Annotated in this window: 17 protein-coding genes; 7 read left to right on the top strand and 10 right to left on the bottom strand. The window is 40.9% G+C overall.

The annotated features are described in order from the left end of the window. The first annotated feature begins 14 nt into the window (after nt 1-14). Genes KX723_RS07995 through KX723_RS07985 form a run of 3 tightly spaced genes read left to right on the top strand, consistent with a single transcriptional unit; the run spans nt 15 to nt 5,616 of the window. Nucleotides 15-2,276, top strand: coding sequence for an acyl-CoA dehydrogenase (locus KX723_RS07995; protein WP_218813833.1), 2,262 nt, complete (start codon nt 15-17; stop codon nt 2,274-2,276). Nucleotides 2,277-2,335: 59 nt separating this feature from the next. Further along, complete coding sequence (locus KX723_RS07990; RefSeq protein WP_218813832.1) at nt 2,336-3,664, top strand: acetyl-CoA C-acetyltransferase; 1,329 nt, start codon at nt 2,336-2,338, stop codon at nt 3,662-3,664. Next, complete coding sequence (locus tag KX723_RS07985; RefSeq protein WP_218813831.1) at nt 3,661-5,616, top strand: 3-hydroxyacyl-CoA dehydrogenase NAD-binding domain-containing protein; 1,956 nt, start codon at nt 3,661-3,663, stop codon at nt 5,614-5,616. The genes KX723_RS07990 and KX723_RS07985 overlap by 4 nt, the downstream gene beginning before the upstream one ends. Before the next feature lie 15 nt (nt 5,617-5,631). Here KX723_RS07985 and htpX read toward each other — a convergent pair whose 3' ends face one another. The 3 genes from htpX to groES all read right to left on the bottom strand — a co-directional run bounded on the left by htpX (nt 5,632) and on the right by groES (nt 8,743). After that, the gene (gene htpX, locus KX723_RS07980; protein ID WP_218813830.1) at nt 5,632-6,540 is read right to left on the bottom strand and encodes a protease HtpX; all 909 of its coding nucleotides are present in this window, start codon (nt 6,538-6,540) and stop codon (nt 5,632-5,634) included. 197 nt (nt 6,541-6,737) lie between these two features. Continuing rightward, a complete protein-coding gene (groL, locus tag KX723_RS07975; protein WP_218813829.1) occupies nt 6,738-8,393 on the bottom strand; it encodes a chaperonin GroEL in 1,656 nt (551 codons plus the stop codon). Between the two features lie 29 nt (nt 8,394-8,422). Next, nucleotides 8,423-8,743 carry a co-chaperone GroES gene (gene groES / locus KX723_RS07970; RefSeq protein WP_343230279.1) on the bottom strand — a complete coding sequence of 107 codons (321 nt, stop codon included), beginning with the start codon at nt 8,741-8,743 and terminating at the stop codon, nt 8,423-8,425. Between the two features lie 287 nt (nt 8,744-9,030). Between groES and KX723_RS07965 the strand changes: the two genes are divergently transcribed. Next, nucleotides 9,031-9,411, top strand: coding sequence for a Rid family detoxifying hydrolase (locus KX723_RS07965; protein WP_218813828.1), 381 nt, complete (start codon nt 9,031-9,033; stop codon nt 9,409-9,411). On the opposite strand, the gene KX723_RS07960 is transcribed toward KX723_RS07965, so the two are convergent. The 3 genes from KX723_RS07960 to recO form a co-directional block, all read right to left on the bottom strand. Next, entirely contained in the window at nt 9,408-10,655 is a 1,248-nt protein-coding gene (locus tag KX723_RS07960) for an AmpG family muropeptide MFS transporter (protein ID WP_218813827.1), read from the bottom strand. The genes KX723_RS07965 and KX723_RS07960 overlap by 4 nt on opposite strands. Before the next feature lie 184 nt (nt 10,656-10,839). After that, on the bottom strand, nt 10,840-11,325 hold the full coding sequence (locus tag KX723_RS07955; protein ID WP_218813826.1) for an outer membrane lipoprotein: 486 nt from the start codon (nt 11,323-11,325) through the stop codon (nt 10,840-10,842). 141 nt (nt 11,326-11,466) lie between these two features. Then, nucleotides 11,467-12,189: a DNA repair protein RecO gene (gene recO / locus KX723_RS07950; RefSeq protein ID WP_218813825.1), complete on the bottom strand. Its 723-nt coding sequence runs from the start codon at nt 12,187-12,189 to the stop codon at nt 11,467-11,469. Nucleotides 12,190-12,428: 239 nt separating this feature from the next. On the opposite strand from recO, the gene minD reads away from it, so the two are divergent. Further along, nucleotides 12,429-13,253, top strand: coding sequence for a septum site-determining protein MinD (minD, locus tag KX723_RS07945; protein ID WP_218813824.1), 825 nt, complete (start codon nt 12,429-12,431; stop codon nt 13,251-13,253). After that, nucleotides 13,250-13,543, top strand: coding sequence for a cell division topological specificity factor MinE (gene minE / locus KX723_RS07940; RefSeq protein WP_218813823.1), 294 nt, complete (start codon nt 13,250-13,252; stop codon nt 13,541-13,543). Before minD ends, minE begins: the two co-directional genes overlap by 4 nt. Here minE and KX723_RS07935 read toward each other — a convergent pair. From KX723_RS07935 to ubiG, 3 genes are all read right to left on the bottom strand, one after another. Beyond that, nucleotides 13,540-13,932 carry an acyl-CoA thioesterase gene (locus KX723_RS07935; protein ID WP_246562442.1) on the bottom strand — a complete coding sequence of 131 codons (393 nt, stop codon included), beginning with the start codon at nt 13,930-13,932 and terminating at the stop codon, nt 13,540-13,542. The two genes, minE and KX723_RS07935, sit on opposite strands and share 4 nt — an antisense overlap. Before the next feature lie 69 nt (nt 13,933-14,001). Next, nucleotides 14,002-14,679 carry a phosphoglycolate phosphatase gene (gph, locus tag KX723_RS07930; protein ID WP_218813822.1) on the bottom strand — a complete coding sequence of 226 codons (678 nt, stop codon included), beginning with the start codon at nt 14,677-14,679 and terminating at the stop codon, nt 14,002-14,004. Nucleotide 14,680: 1 nt separating this feature from the next. Then, nucleotides 14,681-15,409 carry a bifunctional 2-polyprenyl-6-hydroxyphenol methylase/3-demethylubiquinol 3-O-methyltransferase UbiG gene (gene ubiG, locus KX723_RS07925; protein WP_425516583.1) on the bottom strand — a complete coding sequence of 243 codons (729 nt, stop codon included), beginning with the start codon at nt 15,407-15,409 and terminating at the stop codon, nt 14,681-14,683. Nucleotides 15,410-15,549: 140 nt separating this feature from the next. Between ubiG and KX723_RS07920 the strand changes: the two genes are divergently transcribed. Further along, complete coding sequence (locus KX723_RS07920) at nt 15,550-20,424, top strand: NAD-glutamate dehydrogenase (RefSeq protein ID WP_218813821.1); 4,875 nt, start codon at nt 15,550-15,552, stop codon at nt 20,422-20,424. Between the two features lie 4 nt (nt 20,425-20,428). On the opposite strand, the gene mutM is transcribed toward KX723_RS07920, so the two are convergent. After that, complete coding sequence (gene mutM, locus KX723_RS07915) at nt 20,429-21,253, bottom strand: bifunctional DNA-formamidopyrimidine glycosylase/DNA-(apurinic or apyrimidinic site) lyase (protein WP_218813820.1); 825 nt, start codon at nt 21,251-21,253, stop codon at nt 20,429-20,431. Between the last annotated feature and the right edge of the window lie 219 nt (nt 21,254-21,472).

Genomic DNA, 21,472 nt, shown 5'->3' with positions numbered 1-21,472 from the left:
GATGATTTGAGCGTATGTTGTATTTATTATTTAGTTTAGGCATTGTTATTCTAAGCGTAATAATTATCTTGAGTATTCCTTTATTGCGTCGTTCTTTATTAGTAAAACCGTTATTTCCTTATCTGAAAAAAGCGCTCCCATCTATCAGTAAAACGGAAGAAGTGGTTTTAGAAGCCGGCGATATGTGGTGGGAGAAAGATTTGTTTCGTGGCAAACCGGATTGGCAGGCGTTACATAAGATTCCTTTATCCATATTAACGGCAGAAGAACAAAGTTTTTTAGATAATCAGGTAGAAGCTTTGTGTCATATGTTGAATGACTATGAAATTCTAACTAAATATCACGATTTGCCGCCTTCTGTATGGGATAACATAAAACAGAACAAATTTTTTGGCATGGTTATTCCCAAAAAATATGGCGGATTAGGTTTTTCTGCTTTAGCACATTCGAGTATTGTTTTAAAAATTGCAACGCGTTCTGTCAGTGCCGCCGTCACCGTATTGGTTCCTAACTCCTTAGGTCCTGCAGAGTTATTACTGCATTATGGTACTGAGGATCAGAAAGATTATTATTTGCCTCGCTTAGCGACAGGTCAGGAAATCCCTTGTTTTGCTTTAACCTCTGTAAAAGCCGGTAGCGATGCAACGGCCATTACAGATAGTGGCATTGTATGTAAAGGAAAATACAAAGATAAAGAAGTTTTAGGCATTCGACTTAATTTTAATAAACGTTATATTACTTTAGCGCCTATTGCCACCGTGATCGGTGTTGCTTTTAAATTATTTGATCCGGATCTTTTAATTGGTTCAAATGTGCAGATAGGCATCACAGTGGCTTTAGTACCTTCTAACCTGGAAGGCGTTGAAGCAGGACATCGTCATTCGCCCATGGGGCTTGCCTTTTTGAATGGTCCTATACGCGGCAAAGAGGTTTTTATTCCACTCGATTTTGTCATCGGTGGCGAAAAAATGTTAGGCCAAGGTTGGCGAATGTTAATAGAATGTTTATCGATAGGGCGTGGTATTTCTTTGCCAGCGGTGAGTGCGGCACAAACCCAATTGGCTTATAGAATGACAGGCGCTTATAGCGTTTTAAGAGAGCAGTTTAATCAGCCGCTGGTTAGGTTTGAAGGTGTAGAAGCGGCACTGGCGAGAATGGCTGGGTTAACGTATTTAATGGAAGCAACACGTCGATTCACAGTTACTGCAGTGGATGCTTCACTAAAGCCAGCATTGGCTTCCTCTATCGCAAAATATCACATGACAGAGTTTGCGCGTACTATCGTTAATGGTGCCATGGATATTCATGGCGGACGTGGGATTCAGTTAGGGCCGCGTAATTATTTAGCACAAGGCTATATCGCCATACCGATTTCTATCACGGTGGAAGGGGCTAATATTCTGACACGAAACCTGATTGTATTTGGTCAAGGCGCTGTGCGTTGTCATCCTTTTTTAATGGATGAAGTCAAAGCGATTCAAAAAAATGATATTCGAGTTTTAGACAAGTTGTTAGCGAGTCATGTTTGTTATGTGTTTAAGAACTTAATAAAAACATTCAGTTTTGCGTTTGGGATAGGACGTTTTTTTGTGAAAAGTCCTTTAAAAAAGTTCAGATATTATTATTGTCAATTATCGAGGATGTCTGCCGCCTTGGCGTACGTAACCGATGTCACCTTGTTAGTGCTAGGTGGAAGTATAAAACGTAGGGAACGTCTCTCCGCCCGTTTAGGCGATGTCTTAAGCTATCTTTATCTTGCTTCGAGTGCGCTGCGTTATTACCAGGAATATGCTTCCGCAGAAGATGATTGCTACTTAGAATGGAATTTAAAGTACTGCCTTTATCATATCCAGATCGCTTTTGAGAAGTTCTTTATGAACTTTCCTTCATATTTTTTAGGCCGATTATTACAGGGTATTGTTTTTCCTTTAGGGCGATCCTTTCAACCCGCGAGTGATAAACTGGATGCACAATTGCTTGAACCGATGAAAAAAATTTCTGCATTTCGTGATCGAATGACACAAGATTGTTATCTAAGGCTAGATAAGAATGATATAACAGGACGTATGGAACTTGCTTTTACAGAATGGATGAAGATAGAGACGATTAGAAATAAAATCAGGCAATTAAGAAAACAAGGAATAGATAAATCATGGAATATCGAGCAACAGCTGGAATACGCGGTAAAGCATGGCATGCTTAGCCGTGCTGAAGTAGAACAATTCCTTGCCGCTGAAACGTTGCAACAAGACAGCATGCAGGTCGATGAATTTTAATGTTTATTTATACTATTTACGAGCTTTTTAGATTCAGTTAAGAAAGCAGTAGAGGGATTATGCAGTCAAATGTGAGCTCAAATTTTGCACGGCCAGTTTATATTGTGGATGGCATGCGTACACCTTGGTTAAAAGTGCGTGGTGAACCAGGGAAGTTTTCGGCTTCGGATCTAGCGGTTCAAGCCAGTCGTTATTTGTTGACACGCCAAGCGTTTATCCCAGAACAATTGGATGAAGTGGTGACAGGTTGTGTGATGTCTAGTCCGGATGAAACGAACATTAGTCGTGTGATTGCTTTACGTTTAGGTTGTGGAAAGTCGGTACCTGCTTATACCGTGCAAAGAAATTGTGCGTCGGGACTACAGGCCTTAGATAGTGCTGCCTTAGATATTGCTTGTGGACGTTATGATCTGGTTTTAGCCGGTGGTACCGAAGCGATGAGCCAGGCGCCGTTATTATTTAAGCAACAAATGAGCACTTTTTTAGCGCGTTGGAATTCGGCTAAAAGCTTTGCAGCACGGTTGCGCGTTTTAAGTCAGTTTCGATTAAACTATTTAACACCGATTATTGCTTTATTACGTGGATTAACCGATCCGATTGTAGGTTTATCCATGGGACAAACAGCAGAAATCATTGCCCATCGATTTGGTATTACACGCAAGCAAATGGATGAATGGTCATTACAAAGTCACCACCGTTTGGCTGCTGCACAGGATGCTGGTGTTTTTAAAGATGAGATCAATGCCATTTACGACGAAGATAATCATTATTATTCGTATGATAATGGTTTGCGTAGGGATAGCAGTTTAGAAAAACTTAGCACATTAAAGCCTTTTTTTGATAAACCCTTTGGTTTAGTGACCCCGGGTAATAGTTCTCAGGTAACTGACGGCGCTGCGTTTTTAATTTTAGCCAGCGAAAAAGCCGTGCAGAAATATCGCTTGCCAATATTAGCACGCATTGTAGATGTGGCGTGGGCAGCGGTTGATCCCAGCGAAATGGGTTTGGGTCCTGTACATGCGGTTTCCAGCTTATTAAAAAAGCAGCAACTTGCTTTTAATGCCGTTAATTTTTGGGAAATTAATGAAGCCTTTGCTGGCCAAGTGCTGGCTTGTTTAGCGGCTTGGAACGACAGTGCGTATTGTAAAACAGAGTTAGGGTTATCTCAGGCATTGGGAAAACTTGACCCATCGATTATTAATATTGATGGTGGTGCGATTGCAATGGGTCACCCTGTAGGCGCAAGTGGTGCACGAATTGTGTTACATCTGGCGCATATTTTAAGGCGAAAACAAGCGCGTTTAGGCATAGCAACCTTGTGTATTGGTGGTGGGCAGGGTGGTGCACTTTTACTTAAAAATGTAGCTAGTGCAAAAGGAGCGGCATGATGGAAACAAATACGCAACATTGGCGACTTGAGCAGAAGGAAAATATTGCTTGGCTTTATTTTGATAAAAAAAATAGTGCCGTTAATACCATCGATAAAAGTGTATTAATTGAATTAGCATCATTATTAACAGGCATTGAAAAAGATAAATCTATTCATGGTTTGATTATTACATCGGGTAAAGCGAATAGCTTTATTGTAGGCGCGGATATTCAAACTATCAGTTTTTTAACGAACGAAAAAGAAGTCTTTGATTTTATTCGCCAAGGTCAATTGGTGTTTGATCAGTTGGCCGCCTTAAAAATGCCTACCGTTGCGTTGCTCAAAGGTTTTTGTTTAGGCGGTGGCTTGGAGCTAGCGCTTGCTTGTCATTATCGAATTGCTATTGATAATCCGCAGACACGTTTGGGGTTACCCGAAGTTCTATTAGGTATTCATCCAGGTTGGGGTGGTACAGTTCGTTTGCCGCGTTTATTGGGCGCTGTTAATGCATTGCAGCTAATGTTAACCGGAAAAATGCTATCCGCTCAAGCCGCTGCTAAAGTGGGTTTAGTTAATTGTGTTGTTCCCGAACGACATGCTGAAACAGCCGCTTTATATTATGCCCATTTGCAAAAACGATCGGCGGGATTTAGTTGGAAAAGTTTAAGTAATCTTGCATGGATAAGAAATGGTATTGCTGCACTTTTTCATCGTCGTCTAGTGGCGAAGGTAAATCCACAACATTATCCAGCGCCTTATCAAATGTTAGCGCATTGGCGACAAGTTGGTGTATCCGATAAAGCCTTTTTGGATGAAGCAGAATCCTTAAGCCAATTAGCGATGACGCCCACTGCACGTCACTTAATTCATATTTATTTTCTACGAGAACGTTTAAGCCAGCTTGGTAAAAAATATACTGGGACTTTTAAACATGTGCATGTAGTGGGGGCTGGTACGATGGGCGGTGATATTGCCGCTTGGTGTGCTTTGCAAGGTATGGTCGTCACTTTACAGGATAGAGAACCTAAATATTTAGCGCCGGCTATAAGGCGCGCTTATGCTTTATTTAAAAAACGTTTAAAAAAACCGCGTGCTATTCAAATGGCAATGGATAGGTTGTTACCCGATGTGGCGGGTTATAGCATCCGTCGTGCCGACTTAGTGATTGAAGCTATATTTGAAGATTTAACGGTAAAACAGAATTTATTTCGTCAATTGGAAGCACAAGTTAAGCCTGATACGATTTTAGCAACGAATACCTCCAGTATTGTATTAGAAGAAATTCAACAAGGTTTAAAACAGCCCGAACGTTTAATTGGGTTACATTTTTTTAATCCAGTTGCAAAAATGCCTCTGGTTGAGGTAGTGCAAGCTAAAATAAATTCACCCGAGGTGATTGAAAAAGCATTGGCATTTGTTCATCAAATCAATCGATTACCATTACCCGTAAAAAGTTCACCAGGATTTTTAGTCAATCGTTTATTAATGCCTTATTTATTGCATGCGGTATTGTTGTTGGAAAAAGGAATCCCTGCGCCAGTGATTGATAAGGCCGCACTGGATTTTGGTATGCCAATGGGACCTTTAGAATTAGCGGATACAGTAGGTTTAGATATTTGTTTAGCCGTGGCGAAAATTTTACATCAAGCTTTACAATCCCCGCCTCCGCTCCCAGAAGGTTTAGAAAAAATGGTGGCGAGTAAACGTTTAGGGAAAAAAACCAAACAAGGTTTTTATCGTTATGATAAAAAAGGGCAAGCGATTAAAGAAAAAATTCCGGATGATTACAAAGTGCCAAACGATTTAATTGATCGTTTAATTGATCCAATGATAGAGGAAGCGAAGAAATGTTTACACGAAAAAGTAGTTGAGGATACTGATTTACTAGATGCCGGGATGGTTTTTGGTACCGGTTTTGCACCGTTTAGAGGTGGATTGATGCAATACGCTAAAGAGAATAAAAAAATATAATAGTTGAATAAAAATTTATTTTGCTTCTTGCAAACGCGCAATACGTAATTCAAGCGGTGGATGACTGGAAAATAATGCACGAAACCCAACGCTTTTATGGGAAATTTTTAAAGTAGATAAGGAAGGGGCTCGCGTATCTTCGGGTTGCATATTGCGTTGTAAAGCTTGTAAGGCAGAAATCATTCTTTCACGTCCCGATAAATTAGCACCGCCTCTATCTGCACGATATTCTCTATAACGCGAGAAGGCGGCGACTAAAATACTACCTAATAAGGTAAATAAAACATCAAATACCATGGTGAGCATAAAAAACATCGGTCCTGGTCCTACAGCAGATGCTTGATCATCATTGCGGGTTGCGCCGCCTGCAGAAAGTGCATAGGCAAAAATACGCGATAAGAAGAGAGCAAAGGCATTAATGGTACCCTGAAGCAATGTCATCGTGACCATATCGCCATTCGTTACGTGTGAGATCTCGTGGCCTAATACACCCTCAATTTCATCTCGATTCATTTTTTGTAATAAACCACTCGAAACCGCTACTAATGAATTATTTTTTGTGGGTCCTGTAGCAAAAGCATTGAGCTCAGGCGATTGATAAATGCCAACTTCAGGTAAGATTTTTAAGCCTGCTTTACGCGCTAAGCCATGCACAATATCCAAAATGTTTCGTTCTTCTTCAGTTTTTGTTGCGTTAGGATCGATGATCTTGACCCCCATACTTTTTTTAGCGATGAATTTAGACATTAAAAGTGAAATAAAGGCGCCGGCCGTTCCCCAAAGCGCACAAAAAATAGCAAGTGATTGATAATTAATGCCATGTGAGGTGAGATAAGTGTTAAGCCCAAGTAAAGTCGTTACGATAGAAATAGTGGCAATAATTAAAACGTTGGTTGCTAAAAAGAGTAACACGCGTGAAAACATATAAGGTGCTCCCGAAGTTTTTGTATGCGAAATCTGTTGATTAAATTGTAGGATAATTATCGGTTGAAAAAAAGAAAGGAAATTTTTTGTTTATAAATTATACAAAAATAGCGTGCTAGATTGCTGTGCATAATGACGAGCAATAAAAAACCCCGCATGAAGCGGGGTTTTTTTAGGTAGTTGAGTAAGAATGTTTCTTACATCATTCCGCCCATACCACCCATTCCGCCCATGCCACCCATGCCATCAGCCGGCATACCGCTGCCTTCTTCCTTCTTAGGAAGTTCGGCAACCATACATTCGGTTGTGATCATCAGGCTAGCAATAGAAGCTGCATTTTGTAGTGCAGTGCGGGTTACTTTAGTTGGATCTAAGATACCCATTTCTATCATGTCGCCGTATTCACCTGTGGCTGCATTGTAACCAAAGTTACCTTTGCCAGAACTGATTTTGTCGACAATAACAGCAGGTTCAGAACCAGCGTTAGTTACAATCTGACGTAAAGGCGCTTCAAGTGCATTGCGTACAATACGAATACCCATGTCTTGATCGGTATTACTACCTTTTAAATTAACAAGGGTGCTGAGTGTGCGGATTAAAGCAACACCACCGCCAGGAACCACACCTTCTTCAACCGCTGCACGTGTTGCATGCAGTGCATCTTCTACACGCGCTTTCTTTTCTTTCATTTCGGTTTCAGTTGCTGCACCTACTTTAATCACTGCAACACCGCCCGATAATTTAGCTAAACGCTCTTGTAGCTTTTCACGGTCGTAATCAGAACTGGTTTTTTCGATTTGTGTTTTGATTTCGGCAATACGACCTTCAATTTTGTCTTTTTCACCTTGACCATCAATGATAGTAGTATTGTCTTTGGTGATGACAACGCGTTTTGCAGAACCTAAGTCTTCTAAAGAAGCTTTTTCAAGATTTAATCCTACTTCTTCAGCAATAACGTTTGCTTTGCTGAGGATAGCAATATCTTGTAGCATTTCTTTACGACGGTCACCGAAACCAGGTGCTTTAACAGCACAAACCTTAACAATACCGCGAATGGTATTTACCACTAAAGTCGCTAAGGCTTCGCCTTCTACATCTTCAGCAATAATTAATAAGGAACGACCTGCTTTTGCAACACCTTCAAGAATACCTAACATTTCACGGATGTTAGAAATCTTCTTATCAACTAATAAGATGTAAGGATTTTCTAATTCACAACCCATGCTTTGTTGGTTGTTAATGAAGTACGGAGATAAGTAACCACGATCGAATTGCATACCTTCAACCGTATCCAGTTCATTTTCTAAACCGGAGCCATCTTCTACGGTGATAACGCCTTCTTTACCTACTTTTTCCATTGCTTTTGCAATGATAGAACCGATAGCGATATCGTTATTGGCTGATACGGCACCGACTTGGGTAATGGATTTGATTTCGTGACAAGGTGTAGAGAGTTTTTTAAGTTCAGCAACAACCGTAGTAACAGCGGTATCAATACCTCGTTTCAGATCCATAGGGTTCATGCCAGCGGCAACCGCTTTCATACCTTCGCGTAAAATAGCTTGTGCTAAAACAGTTGCTGTCGTTGTGCCATCACCGGCTTCATCAGACGTATGGGAAGCAACTTCTTTAACCATTTGCGCGCCCATGTTTTCAAATTTGTCTTTCAGTTCGATTTCTTTTGCGACTGAAACACCGTCTTTTGTAATGGTAGGTGCACCAAAGCTTTTGTCTAAAATAACGTTGCGACCTTTAGGACCCAAGGTTACTTTAACCGCTTCAGATAATATGTCGACACCACGTAGAATAGAAGCACGTGCTTCTACACCAAATTGTAAAACTTTTGCAGCCATTTATTAGTTCCTCTGAAAATTAAAATTGATTATTTCTTCATGATTGCCATGACGTCATCTTCACGCATCACAATGTAGTCTTGATTTTCAAGTTTGACTTCGGTACCTGCATACTTGCCAAATAGAATTTCATCTCCGAGTTTAACGGATAAAGGCTGAATTTCGCCTGATTCAAGACGTTTACCTGGACCTACAGCAACAACGATGCCTCTAACAGGTTTTTCTTTGGCTGTATCGGGAATAACGATTCCGCCTTTGGACTTTTCCTCTTCAACAGCTCGTTTAACGATAAGACGATCTTGTAACGGTGTAATCATTTCGACTAATGGTTTTTCTAATACTTCACTCATTCAGATTCTCCTTAAGAATTATTACTATCACAACGGAGGATATACAACTAACCCATATTAAATAAGAGGCTAATCATAATGATGTTTGGTAAAGAGCACAACTGCCCCCCAACATCCTTTATATGGGGAGCAAAGGGTTGGAATTCAAGTCATTTCTTTAGGCACAGTGCCTTAATTAGTGGCTAAAGCGAAGGTGGGGGTCTTCTGTTATCATTGTTTTACTGGATTGCCACGCGCTTCGCGCTCGCAATGACGAGTAGGTATTATAGAAATTTGAAGGTATTGTCATGAATAATAAGCAAATTATACAGACGAACGAGGCCCCTCAGCCCATCGGTGCATATTCCCAAGCGGTTCGAGTTGGTGATACCGTTTATTTGTCCGGTCAAATCGCATTAGACGCAACAGGTAATTTCCTTGAAGGCGGCATTGAGGTACAAACCAGGCAGGTATTTAAGAATTTAGCGGCGGTTGCTTTAGCGGCGGGCGGACAGCTAAATCAATGTGTAAAGCTAACTATTTTTCTAAGCGATTTAACGGATTTTCCTGTTGTTAATAGCATCATGGCGGAACACTTCACAGCACCTTATCCAGCAAGAAGTACGATTGAAGTTTCAGCGTTACCCAAAGGGGCTCGTGTAGAGATAGAGGCTATCATAGTATTTTAAGATGCGTTTTCTGCCGATGTAGCATGATTATTGCTAACGCTATTGCGCAAGTACCAGAGTAGACCTAATCCGGGTAAACAGGCGGCTAACGATAAGATAAAAAATACCGGCCAGCTAAAGTAGGTCACAATCAAGCCCGCAACAGGGCCAATAAAAACACGTCCAACGCTTGCTAAAGCTGAAAATAATGCAAACTGTGTGGCCGTATAACGATGGTCACATAAGCTCATAATAAAAGCGAGGAAAGCGATACCCGCCATGGCATTGCAGAAGTTATCGGTAAAAATAGCAAACACCAAAAAGCCATAATGATGACCGACTAAAGCGAGTTGTAATAACGCTAAAATAGCGCCAGCCTGTAAAATGCCAAAATAAAATAACGCCGTAAATAGGCGTATACGTGTCATTAATAGTCCACCCGCTAAAAGTCCTAGCATGGTGGCAACGAAGCCAATTCCTTTATTAACAAAGGCAACAGTGGTTAATGAAAAACCCAAGCCACGAATTAAAAAAGGCGTTGTTAATGATACGCTGAGCGCATCGCCTAATTTATAAAGCACAATGAATAGCAAAACGAGCCAAGCCGATTTTCTACTTAGAAATTCTTTAAAAGGTTCAACCACAGCCGCATGTAAACTAGAAGGAGGCGTGTTTTGTTGCTGATCGGTAGGGTTTTCACCAAACCAGCTGGCAAAAAGACCAATGGTCATAAGGCCGGCCATGATTAAATACATGGGGCGCCACCCAAATTTATCCGCTAATACCAATGCCAATGCACTGGAAACCAGCATACCTATTCTATAGCCCCAGCTTGTCAGCGTGGCCCCTAAGCCACGTTCATAAGGCTTAAGTACATCGGTTCTATAGGCGTCAACCGCAATATCTTGTGAGGCAGAAAGAAAGGCAACTAGAAAGGCGAGGCTGACTAATAATGAGGGACTGGTTTGAGGATCCGCTAAGGTCATAGCGGCAATGGCAAGTAATAACGTAAATTGCGTGATAATCAGCCATCCGCGTCTACGTCCTAATAGAGGGGGTATCCAGCGATCCAGCAAAGGTGCCCACAGAAATTTATACACATACGGTTGTCCAATCAAACCAAGGCTGCCAATGGCCAGAATACTGGCGCCAGTTACTGTAAACCATGCTTGTAAGGTGCTTGCGGTTAAGGCGAGCGGTAAACCGGATGAAAACCCTAATAATAACGTAGCAAATAAATTCCGTTTGTTAAGCGGGGTTGGCATTAATCGGGTTCTCCTAATATACTCTTCGCACTTGAACTTTCGGCGGCGTTCCCGCTCGATTCGCAATCCTCATGTATGTTGTATACATTCCGGTTGCTTCATTCTCGCGGCGCCTTGCCGAAAATCCCATTGCTGTGAGTCTAAAAAAGGAGGCTTTGCTCCCTTTTTTAATTAAATGCAACTATTAATTAGCATAATAATCTGAATCAGCTGTGACACGTGAAGGGCCGCCCACGCCATATTGTATGAGTACACGTTGGCCGCGATGAAAGCGGGGTCTCTGTCCTTGTACAATAGAGATTAAAGATTTGTTATGTAATCTAATAACATATTCAATACCGTTTTGGCGGGTTAACCCTTGTTGAACGTGGCCGCCGGCTATCCCGCCTAAAAGAGCGCCGCCAATACCAGCCGCTAAACTGCCGTTTCCTTGACCTATTTGTGAAGCAGCAATGGCACCTAAGGCACCGCCTGTGACGGTACCGACACCCACGCCTGTTCCACTATCAGAGACTCGAACGATACGGCTACTGATGACAACACCTTGAGCCACACGCTGTATTTGTCCTGCATTGGCGGCGTTATAAGTATTGGGTGACAAAGAGGGTGCGCAACCCGGCAATGTCATAAGGCTGAGTAATGATAATAAAAAATAATGTGTAACTTTCATAATAGACCCTTAATTATAAGCCCCATTTTAAGATAAAACATAGAGCTACTTATATTCAGGCTAATATAAGCATCCACCCTTTTTCCGTCAATGCTCGCCTATTCATATTAGAAGGAAAATAGAGGCTAATAAAATGAATACTTAAGCAGAATTGAAAAGTAATTCACGGCTTCGAATGCTTTTTCCTTCTAGCAAATGGTGTAATGCAAGCCTAAACAAACGTTTGGCATCGAATAATTGATCCGGTGTAGTCCACTGTTCATGATAAATAGCTAACAGGGATGCGCCAGAGAAGAGAAACATTTTGTTAGTCACCGATGTGTTTAAGCAAATAAATAATCCCTGGCTAGGAATAAATTGATAATGTTGATCCGCTAAAATGGGTTGTTGAGTTTGATTATCTTGATTTAAATGTAGCGCATAGCCTAACTCGGCTAATAATTGTTTTTCAAATAAACGTAATACGACGTTGGGATTTTGTGGCAGCGTTGTTAATGCGGTTTGATAGGCTTGAAAAAGTGCAGGGTGCGGATCGTAACGATAAAGTAAACGCATTAATAATTCATTAAGATAAAGTCCACAAATTAAAAGTTTGCCGCTTAACTGTGGTAAAAAAAGTCCACTGGGCTCTGCATTTAATAAATTGAGTAGTTCTGTTTTTCCTCGCCAAGAGAGCGATAAAGGAACAAATGCTTGTAATAAACCTTTAAAGCGCGAATTTTTACTGCGTATGCCGCGTGCTGCTTTTGCAACAAGACTGATGCGTCCTTGTGATACTGTAAATGCATCGACTAATAAACTGGAATCACGATAAGGTTTTGTGTGTAAAATATAAGCAGGTTCAAATTGTGCGGTGTTTAACATAAGCGCTAAATAAATGAGATGTTCTGTACAAAAAATAAACTTATCTTTTTAATAGTTAATAACTTCCCCTTCGCATGGAAATCCAGTAATATCCACTATATAGGGCCATTTTTTTGTCGCCTATCAATATATAGGGTGAATGTCTGCTAGACAATATCAAAAATTCCTACTACAAATCTGAATAAAAGTTCGTTTATTATTTTACTTAACTTGCTATTGTAGCAAGGGGAGCAATTGCATTGGCTGAAATTATTGTTATTACATCTGGAAAAGGTGGCGTGGGTAAAACGACAAGTAGTGCCGCTATCGCTGCAGGTCTTGCGTTTCGTGGATTTAAAACGGTGGTGATTGATTTTGATATTGGATTACGAAATCTAGATTTGATTATGGGATGTGAACGCCGCGTCGTTTTTGACTTTGTTAATGTGATTCGTGGCGAAGCCAATATTAAACAAGCATTGATTAAAGATAAACGACTTGAAAATCTTTTTGTGTTACCGGCTTCGCAGACACGTGATAAAGATGCGCTAAGCAAAGAAGGTGTAGAAAATATATTAGAAGAACTGAAGAAGGACTTTGATTATATTATTTGTGATTCTCCAGCCGGCATAGAACGTGGCGCAACCTTAGCGATGTATTTTGCGGATAGAGCCATTGTAGTCAGTAATCCTGAAATTTCCTCCGTGCGTGATTCGGATAGGATGTTAGGCATCCTAGATAGTAAATCACGACGTGCTGAGTTAGGTTTAGAACCTATTAAACAGCATTTATTATTGACACGTTATTCATTAACACGCGTTGAAAACGGCGATATGTTAAGTGTAGATGATGTATTAGATATTCTTTCTATTCCTTTGTTAAGTGTTATTCCTGAATCGCAAGCGGTGTTGCGCGCATCAAACTCCGGTGTGCCAGTGACTTTAAATGGCGAGAGCGATGCGTATCAAGCCTATGTCGATGCGGTTTCCCGTTTATTGGGCGAAGAAGTACCTTTTAAATTTGTTAAAGCACAAAAGAAAGGTTTGCTACGTCGTCTCTTTGGCCGTGAGGAGGTAGCGACATGACTTTATTAGACCGACTATTCCGTAATCGAACCAAAAATACTGCATCACTGGCGAAGGAACGCTTACAAATTATTGTTTCGCATGAGCGTAGAACCGGAACAGATAATGATGCTGATTTTTTGCCCAAGCTACAGCGTGAGTTAGTAGAAGTGATTGCTAAATATGTAGATATTGATCAAGACCAAGTTAAAGTCGAGCTAGAGCGTGCTGGAAATTGCTCTATTTTAGAGTTAAATATTACACTGCCTAATGCAGCAGAGATAGCAGCGGGCCAGGGCGAACTCACTTAACTTTTTGGGATTAAACGTTTTTCTCCTGGTTTTGAAACGGCGACATAAACCAGGATAGCGTCCGATACTTTTATCTCAGCGAGCTCCGTTTCACCTTCTCTATAACGTTCCGCGTAGACTTCAACCTTAACCGTCATGGATGTGTTACCGACTTGTATGACTTCGGTGTAAAAACTGGCGATGTCATAAATAAATAAAGGTTGTAAAAAGTTTAATTCTTTCACAGAACGGGTAACCACAGGGCCTTTAGAACGGCGAGCCGCCGCAATAGCGCCCGCGATATCGATTTGTGACATTAACCAACCGCCAAAAATATCGCCCGATTTATTCGCATCATTCGGTCGGGTTTTAACACGTAAGGTAGGATCTAAGTGATGGGTAGGTTTCACAGTGCGGCCTTCTTGACAAAAGAAGCTTTGAGTATAGCAGATGCAAAATGATACTACTGTTTTACAGGCTTATTTTAACCAGTCAATCAGTTCAAGAGGCGTGTTAAGCATAGCGCTCGCGTTCCATGACTTAAGTTCGTTTTTGTTAGGAATATAGCCATATAAAGCAATTAAACTGTGCATGCCGGCTGCATTGGCCGCATCAATGTCTCGTTTTGCATCACCGATATAAACACAATTTTTGGGTGTAGACTTAACACACTCACAGGCATGTAATAAAGGTTTAGGGTGGGGTTTGCTATAGTTAAGGGTGTCACCAGCAACAATACATTTTGCTTTTTTGAGCAAAGAAAAATGCTCGATTAAGGGCATGGTTAATGCCATTGATTTATTAGTAACAATTCCCCAGGCAACGTGGTTTGTTTCTAAGTGATGAATGAGTTTATCCACACCAGAGAATAATTGGGTTTGTTCACAACTGTGTTGGCTATAGTGTTCTATAAATTGCTGGCGTAAATCAGGAAACTCAGGGTCTTTTTCGCTGATATTAAATCCTAATTTTAATAAACCCGCTGCGCCTTCCGAAATAACAGGGCGAATGACAGATAATGGTAGTGATGGATGTTGTTGCGCTAATAACAGCGCATTGAGTGTCGCGGCTAAATCGGGGGCCGTATCTAGTAAAGTGCCATCTAAATCAAATAATACAGCCTCAATTTTTTCGGAGCGGTGTGGTTTTACAGACATGTTAAATTTGCTTTTGAAAAGCGGCAATATAATTGACACGTATATCATGACTTAGCGTAACGCGAGGGATGAGTGGATTATAATGAATACCCTGTAACTTTTTTAAGCTTAGGCCGGCTTTGCGTGCTGCCATGGCAAGCTCTGAAGGGCGAATAAATTTTTTGTATTGATGCGTTCCTTTAGGTAAAAGGTTTAACACATATTCAGCACCCAGGATCGCGGTTAAATAAGCATAAGGATTGCGGTTAATGGTAGAAAAAAATAACCAACCATTGGGTTTGACCAGATCGCTACAGGCTTGAATCAGCGAAAGGGGATCGGGTACGTGTTCGAGTAATTCCATGCAGCAAGCGCTGTCGAAATAACCCTTTTGCCGAGTTGCTAAGCTTTCTACATCGTCGACTAGATAGTCAATGTTGAGTGCATTTTCTTTGGCGTGTTGATTTGCAATCGCTATGAGCGCTTCACTTTTATCGATTCCGGTGGCCTGAGCGCCCTTATGGGCCAGCCCTTCCGTTAATAGCCCGCCACCACAGCCAATATCGATTATTTTCTGTTCCTGTAGCGGGGCATAGCTTTCTATAAACTGTAAGCGTATAGGATTAATCGCATGTAAGGGCTTGCAAGGGCCTGCAGGATTCCACCATTCTTCAGCTATTGTAGAGAATTTATCGATTTCTACTGGATCACTATTCGACATAAAAAAGGAACTCACGCATTGGTTTTTCATAGAGGGCGTATTACAATAGTCTACATATACCCCCCATCGTGTGTCTATTGGTTATTACAGGAGTAGTAGGAGTTAGGATAACCCCACCCAGTGACTATGGGGTCTGACTCATGCGAAGAGTATATTTATTTTAGATCCATATGAATAACCTTACCGACCATGCTTATCGTGACGTACTGAAAAAAATTTCAACACTGGCTAAACAAAAAATAGCAGAAGAGCAGATCCCGCTTTTTACCGCCTTTATACAACAATATTACGCGCACACTGATCTAGAGACGCTACAAAGTCGCTCTATAGAAAGTTTAGCCGCCGCTGTCGTAGCGCATTGGAAATTGGCTTATAAGCGGTTACCCGGCCAAGATAAAATTCATGTTTGTAATCCCAGCGTAGAAAAAGAAAATTGGGAAACCAAGCATACTGTTGTGCAATTAATTACAGGCGATAAACCGTTTTTGGTCGATTCGACCCGAATGGAGATTAATAGACAGGGCTTCACGGTATTTTTTACCATCAATATAGGCGACATAAAGTTACGACGTAATGCTCAGGGAGAGATTTTTGAGATTTTAGCGAATGATGCCGCTTTGCCTGATATGCAAGTTGAAGCATTAATTTATATGGAAATTGACAAAATCTCTGATCAGGATGTTCTGGAAAAACTTGCTCATAAGCTTGAAAAAGTGCTTGCACAGGTTAATCGGGTTGTAACCGATTGGCCGGCCATGTGTACCAAAATGGATGAATGTTTACAGGAGTTAGAGAAAAATTCTTCTCTTTCCGATCGGGAAGATGTCGCTGAATCAAAAGACTTCCTAGCCTGGTTATTAAAAGATCATTTTACCTTTTTAGGCTGCCGTGATTATGAATTAAGTAAAGATCAGAAAGCATTGCGTATGATCAAATCATCCGGTTTGGGTGTGTTGCGGGATGAAAGCCAAAGCAAAGAAGAAAAACCACTGACAGAGTTACCACCGGAAGCACGACGCTTAGCTTTTTCTCCACAAGTGCTGGTTATTTCTAAAACAAATACTAAAGCGAGAGTTCATCGACCTGTTTACGCGGATTATATTGGTGTAAAGCGATTTAACGAGAAGGGCGAGTTAATTGGCGAACGTCGTTTTATCGGTCTTTATACGTCTACGGTTTATCATAGTGATCCACGTTATATCCCTTTGCTACGCAGAAAAATCCAAGTCGTTTTGCAAAACTCTAATCTCCCGTTAAAAGGGCATGCCGGTAAAGCCTTACTGGATATTTTATCGAGTTTACCACGAGATGACTTATTCCAAGCGAGTACAGATGAGTTGACTCGATTGGCTTTGGGTATTTTGCATATACAAGAACAACGCGCGGTACGTTTATTTGTACGTCAAGATACGTATAGGCGTTTTATTTCTTGTTTAGTTTATATGCCAAAGGAAAAATTAAATACCGAACTCCAGAAAGAAATGGAAAAAATTCTGGTGCGTGAGTTTTCTGGGATAGAAATTGGTTTTTCTACGTTGTTTGGTGATTCAAACCTAGCCCGGGTACATTTCTTAATTAGAACGGATCCTAAAAAAGAATTAACATATGACGTCAAAAAAATAGAAACGCAACTCATCGAAGTGGCTCGCTCTTGGCGAGAAGAATTACGACAAGCCTTAATTGAGTATTACGGTGAAGATCATGGTCTACATTTAATTCAGAAATATAGCTATGCCTTTCCCAGTGGTTATAGGGATACATTTCCGCCCAGCACGGCCGTGCATGACATTGAACATATAGAAAGGATTTCACCGGAACGTCCCTTAGAGATGAATTTTTATCATCCTAAGGATACAACGGCAGCGCCTTTACGCTTTAAGCTGTTTCAAGTCGGTAAACCGATTATTTTATCGGATGCGCTACCTGTTTTAGAAAATATGGGTCTGCGGGTTATGGATGAATGGCCCCAAGAAATTACGCTAGAAGATGGCCAACGTGTTTGGATTAATGATTTTGGTGTCAAGCCTGTTCAGATTGATTCAGTCAATGTTTCGCAAGTCAAAGAAATTTTCCAAGAGGCGTTCCGTAGAATTTGGTTTGGTGAGGTAGAAAATGATGGATTTAATCGTTTAATCCTAGCCGGCCAATTAACTTGGCGTGAAGTTTCCATCTTAAGAGCTTACACTAAATATTTACGTCAAATTGGTGTACCGTTTAGCCAAAGCTATGTGGAAAGCGTGGTATCACGCAATGCAGATATTGCTAGAATTTTAGTTAAATTATTTAAATATTATTTTGATCCTAGACGTCAAGGCGAAAGCGATGCTGGGAGCTTTATTGCAAGTTTAGAAAAGAGCTTGCAAACAGCATTAGATGCTGTGGTGAGTTTGGATGAAGATCGTATTTTGCGTCATTTATTTGAAGTGATGCGAGCAACTTTACGTACTAATTATTTCCAAAGAGAGCCGAATGGTAAACCTAAAAGCTGGCTTGCATTTAAATTAGATCCGGCTCGAATTAGTGAGCTTCCATTACCACGGCCGATGTATGAAGTGTTTGTTTATTCACCGCGTGTGGAAGCCGTGCATTTACGCGCAGCCAAAGTCGCCCGTGGTGGTATACGTTGGTCGGATCGTCGTGAAGATTTTCGTACCGAAGTATTAGGCCTTATGAAAGCACAGCAGGTTAAGAACGCCGTGATCGTTCCAGCTGGCGCTAAAGGTGGATTTGTTTGCAAGCGATTACCTGAGAGTGGTGATCGCGAAGCCGTTATGAACGAAGTGATTGTTTGTTACCAAACATTTATGCGCGGTTTATTAGATTTAACTGATAATTTGCAAAATGGCGTGCTGATTCCTCCTCAGGATGTGGTGCGTTATGACGAAGAGGATACCTATTTAGTCGTGGCTGCCGATAAAGGAACCGCTAGTTTTTCAGATATTGCGAATGCCATTGCAGCTGAATATAACTTTTGGTTAGGTGATGCATTTGCTTCCGGTGGTAGCGTAGGTTACGACCATAAGAAAATGGGTATTACGGCGCGTGGTGCTTGGGAATCTGTTAAACGTCACTGTAGAGCATTGGGTTTAAATCCAGATAAAGATGATTTTACGGTGGTTGGTATTGGTGATATGTCAGGCGACGTATTTGGGAATGGGATGTTGTTGTCGCGGCATATTAAACTCGTGGCGGCATTTAACCATATGCATATCTTCATTGATCCCAATCCAAATCCAGAAAAAAGTTTTGTAGAACGTCAACGTTTATTCAATTTACCGCGTTCTAGTTGGCAAGATTATAAGCCGGCTTTAATTTCAAAGGGAGGCGGGGTTTTTAGTCGTTCACAAAAATCTATTCCTTTATCAGCTGAAATAAAGCAGTTATTAGATATTAATAGAGACTTTATAACACCGGATAGCTTGATTCGAGCTATCTTAAAAGCCAAAGTAGATTTATTGTGGAATGGTGGTATTGGTACGTATGTTAAGGCATCGACTGAACGCAATGTCGATGTTGGCGATCGAACCAACGATAACTTACGTCTCAATGGTAATGAATTGCGTTGTCGTATTGTTGCTGAAGGTGGAAATCTTGGTTTAACCCAATTAGGGCGGATTGAGTACGCGTTAATTGGTGGCTTGATCTATTCCGATTTTATTGATAATTCAGCGGGGGTAGATTGTTCTGATCATGAAGTCAATTGTAAGATCTTATTAAATGCCGTTGTGACAGCCGGTGAGATGACCGTCGCGCAGCGTAATCATTTACTCGGTGAAATGACGGATGAGATTGCTAAACTGGTTCTTTACGATAATTTTTGTCAAACACGAACGATTAGTCTGGCTGTCGCACATGCGCCACAAGATTTAGAATTACAGCGACGTTATATAGAAGAGCTAGAACGTGATGGTAAGTTAGATAGAAGCTTAGAGTTTTTACCGGATGAAAAAGGATTAATAGAACGTAAAGCCTTAGGTAAAGGATTAACTAGCCCTGAAATTGCTGTCTTATTAGCTTATACCAAAATATTGGTTAAAGCGGAGCTATTAGAGCAGCATACTTTAGATGAAGATTATTTAACTCGAATACTGGAGTCCGCTTTTCCAAAACCATTACGCGGTCGTTTTTCTAAATTTATGCAACAGCATAGCCTACGTCGCGAGATCATTGCGACTAAAATTAGTAATACCATGGTCAATGACATGGGTGTTACCTTTGTCTTTCGTTTGAAGGCAGAAAGTGGTGCAGATATTGCTTCCATTGCACGTGCTTATGCCATTGCACATCAAGTATTTTCTTATGCAGAGCTGGTTAACCTGGTAGAAAATTTAGATGATGTCGTCGCACTTGAAATACGCTATACGATTATGCGACAAATCAATCGCTTAATGCGACGTGCGACCCGTTGGTTTATCTATAATTATAAAGATCAGCTCAGCGATATTTTAGGTATGGTTAGCCGATTTAGTGCACCGATTGTTTCTTTGCAAGAAAAATTACCTCAATTGTTGATTGGTGAAGAAAAAGAACAATGGGAAAAAAGTGTACAAGGGTTACAGAATACGGGTGTGCCTGAGGCAGCAGCAAAACGTCTCGCGAGTGTTGATCATGAATATGCCTTGTTGGATATTATTGAAGCCGCGCAAAAAAATAATTTGCCGCTGACGAATGTTTCTGAACTTTACTTTATGATAAACGAGAGCTTTGAGTTTACTTGGCTGCGAGCACAAATTGTGAAGCAATCCATCGAAACGTTGTGGGATACCTTGGGTAGGGTTGCGTTACTAGATGACTTAGATGTGCAACAGCGTCGTTTAACCGTGGCTATTTTGCAATGTGTGGTAGATAAACAAGGCAGCAATAGTGTTTCTCTAGAACAATGGGAGAATGATAATCCCCTATTTTTGAGTCGTTGGAAGCGTCTGTTAGCAGATTTGCGTAGTACCAGTGAACTTAAACTCATGATGTTTTCTGTTGTTGTGCGTGAGTTAGTGAGTATGGTGGGAAGCTCGAATAGCGCTTTATCGCAAACGGAACAGAAGTAAGTCGTTATCTGAATGTTGGTTGACAATGGCTGCAATAAACCGTGCTACGTTGTGCAATAGTAATAAGCTGTAAAATGGATTGGCACCGTAAACAGGGTAAATCTGCTCTACCATACACTTGTAGTTCTTGACTGAAATAGCCTGGTTTTCCCAGGCTATTTAAAAAATCTTTTATACTGCTACCGCCTTTTTTAATAGCACGTCGTAAAATGCTTTTAATGGCAACCACGAGTTGTTTTAATTGCATGGGCGATACGTTTTTTGCAGGTATGGTGGGGTGTATGCCCGCAACAAATAATGCTTCCGTTATATAAATATTACCCACACCTACGACGATATGTTGATCCATCAATGCGGCTTTAATCGCGATCTGTTTGTTTTTCAGCTGTGTTTGTAAATATTGATGATTAAAATGACGCGTTAGTGGTTCTACACCTAATTTTTTAAGTAAAGGATGGCATTGTGGATTATCATCTGTCCACAACAGTGCACCGAAACGACGCGGATCAGTAAAACGCAACAGATAATCGTTGTCGAAGACGATATCGACATGGTCATGTTTATCTGCTTTTACCGGCTTATTAAGTACCTGTAATCGTCCCGACATGCCAAGATGTAAAATCACGGTGCCTAAATCGGTGCATAATAAAAGATATTTGCCACGTCGCTGGAGTTGGTTGATCCTATAGCCTATTAACTGCTGCAAACTAGCTTTAGGAATCGGCCAGCGTAAGCTAGGCCGACGAATAATAACCTTTTGGATAGTTTGGTTTTCAATAAAAGGTTGTATTCCGCGTAGTGTGGTTTCTACTTCAGGTAATTCAGGCATTAGCGATTTTTTGTTAATGGTAATAATCGAGGATTATACTCTTTTATAACCGCTATTAAAGGATAGGTGCCATTGCGAGCGCTTGTGGCACTCCAATGACGATAAATTTTCCTTTACGAAATAGTCGTCCTATTCAATTGGCTCGATGTAACTTGATTTTCAGCACGGCTATCAAAGTCAGAAATAGAGATAGCTTCGAAAGTCCTATTAATTTGATCG

The sequence above is a fragment of the Rickettsiella endosymbiont of Dermanyssus gallinae genome, assembly GCF_019285595.1.
Classification (GTDB): domain Bacteria; phylum Pseudomonadota; class Gammaproteobacteria; order Diplorickettsiales; family Diplorickettsiaceae; genus Rickettsiella_B.
This window is presented reverse-complemented; position numbering and strand designations above follow the sequence as displayed.

What these genes read in the sequence shown, in the direction of transcription:
- htpX (WP_218813830.1), bottom strand. Translation starts at nt 6,540, where the DNA reads ATGTTTTCACGCGTGTTACTCTTTTTAGCAACCAACGTTTTAATTATT.
- KX723_RS07955 (WP_218813826.1), bottom strand. Translation starts at nt 11,325, where the DNA reads ATGAAAGTTACACATTATTTTTTATTATCATTACTCAGCCTTATGACA.
- gph (WP_218813822.1), bottom strand. Translation starts at nt 14,679, where the DNA reads ATGTCTGTAAAACCACACCGCTCCGAAAAAATTGAGGCTGTATTATTT.
- mutM (WP_218813820.1), bottom strand. Translation starts at nt 21,253, where the DNA reads ATGCCTGAATTACCTGAAGTAGAAACCACACTACGCGGAATACAACCT.
- groL (WP_218813829.1), bottom strand. Translation starts at nt 8,393, where the DNA reads ATGGCTGCAAAAGTTTTACAATTTGGTGTAGAAGCACGTGCTTCTATT.
- KX723_RS07985 (WP_218813831.1), top strand. Translation starts at nt 3,661, where the DNA reads ATGATGGAAACAAATACGCAACATTGGCGACTTGAGCAGAAGGAAAAT.
- groES (WP_343230279.1), bottom strand. Translation starts at nt 8,743, where the DNA reads ATGAGTGAAGTATTAGAAAAACCATTAGTCGAAATGATTACACCGTTA.
- recO (WP_218813825.1), bottom strand. Translation starts at nt 12,189, where the DNA reads ATGTTAAACACCGCACAATTTGAACCTGCTTATATTTTACACACAAAA.
- KX723_RS07990 (WP_218813832.1), top strand. Translation starts at nt 2,336, where the DNA reads ATGCAGTCAAATGTGAGCTCAAATTTTGCACGGCCAGTTTATATTGTG.
- ubiG (WP_425516583.1), bottom strand. Translation starts at nt 15,409, where the DNA reads ATGAAAAACCAATGCGTGAGTTCCTTTTTTATGTCGAATAGTGATCCA.
- KX723_RS07960 (WP_218813827.1), bottom strand. Translation starts at nt 10,655, where the DNA reads ATGCCAACCCCGCTTAACAAACGGAATTTATTTGCTACGTTATTATTA.
- minE (WP_218813823.1), top strand. Translation starts at nt 13,250, where the DNA reads ATGACTTTATTAGACCGACTATTCCGTAATCGAACCAAAAATACTGCA.
- KX723_RS07995 (WP_218813833.1), top strand. Translation starts at nt 15, where the DNA reads ATGTTGTATTTATTATTTAGTTTAGGCATTGTTATTCTAAGCGTAATA.
- KX723_RS07965 (WP_218813828.1), top strand. Translation starts at nt 9,031, where the DNA reads ATGAATAATAAGCAAATTATACAGACGAACGAGGCCCCTCAGCCCATC.
- KX723_RS07920 (WP_218813821.1), top strand. Translation starts at nt 15,550, where the DNA reads ATGAATAACCTTACCGACCATGCTTATCGTGACGTACTGAAAAAAATT.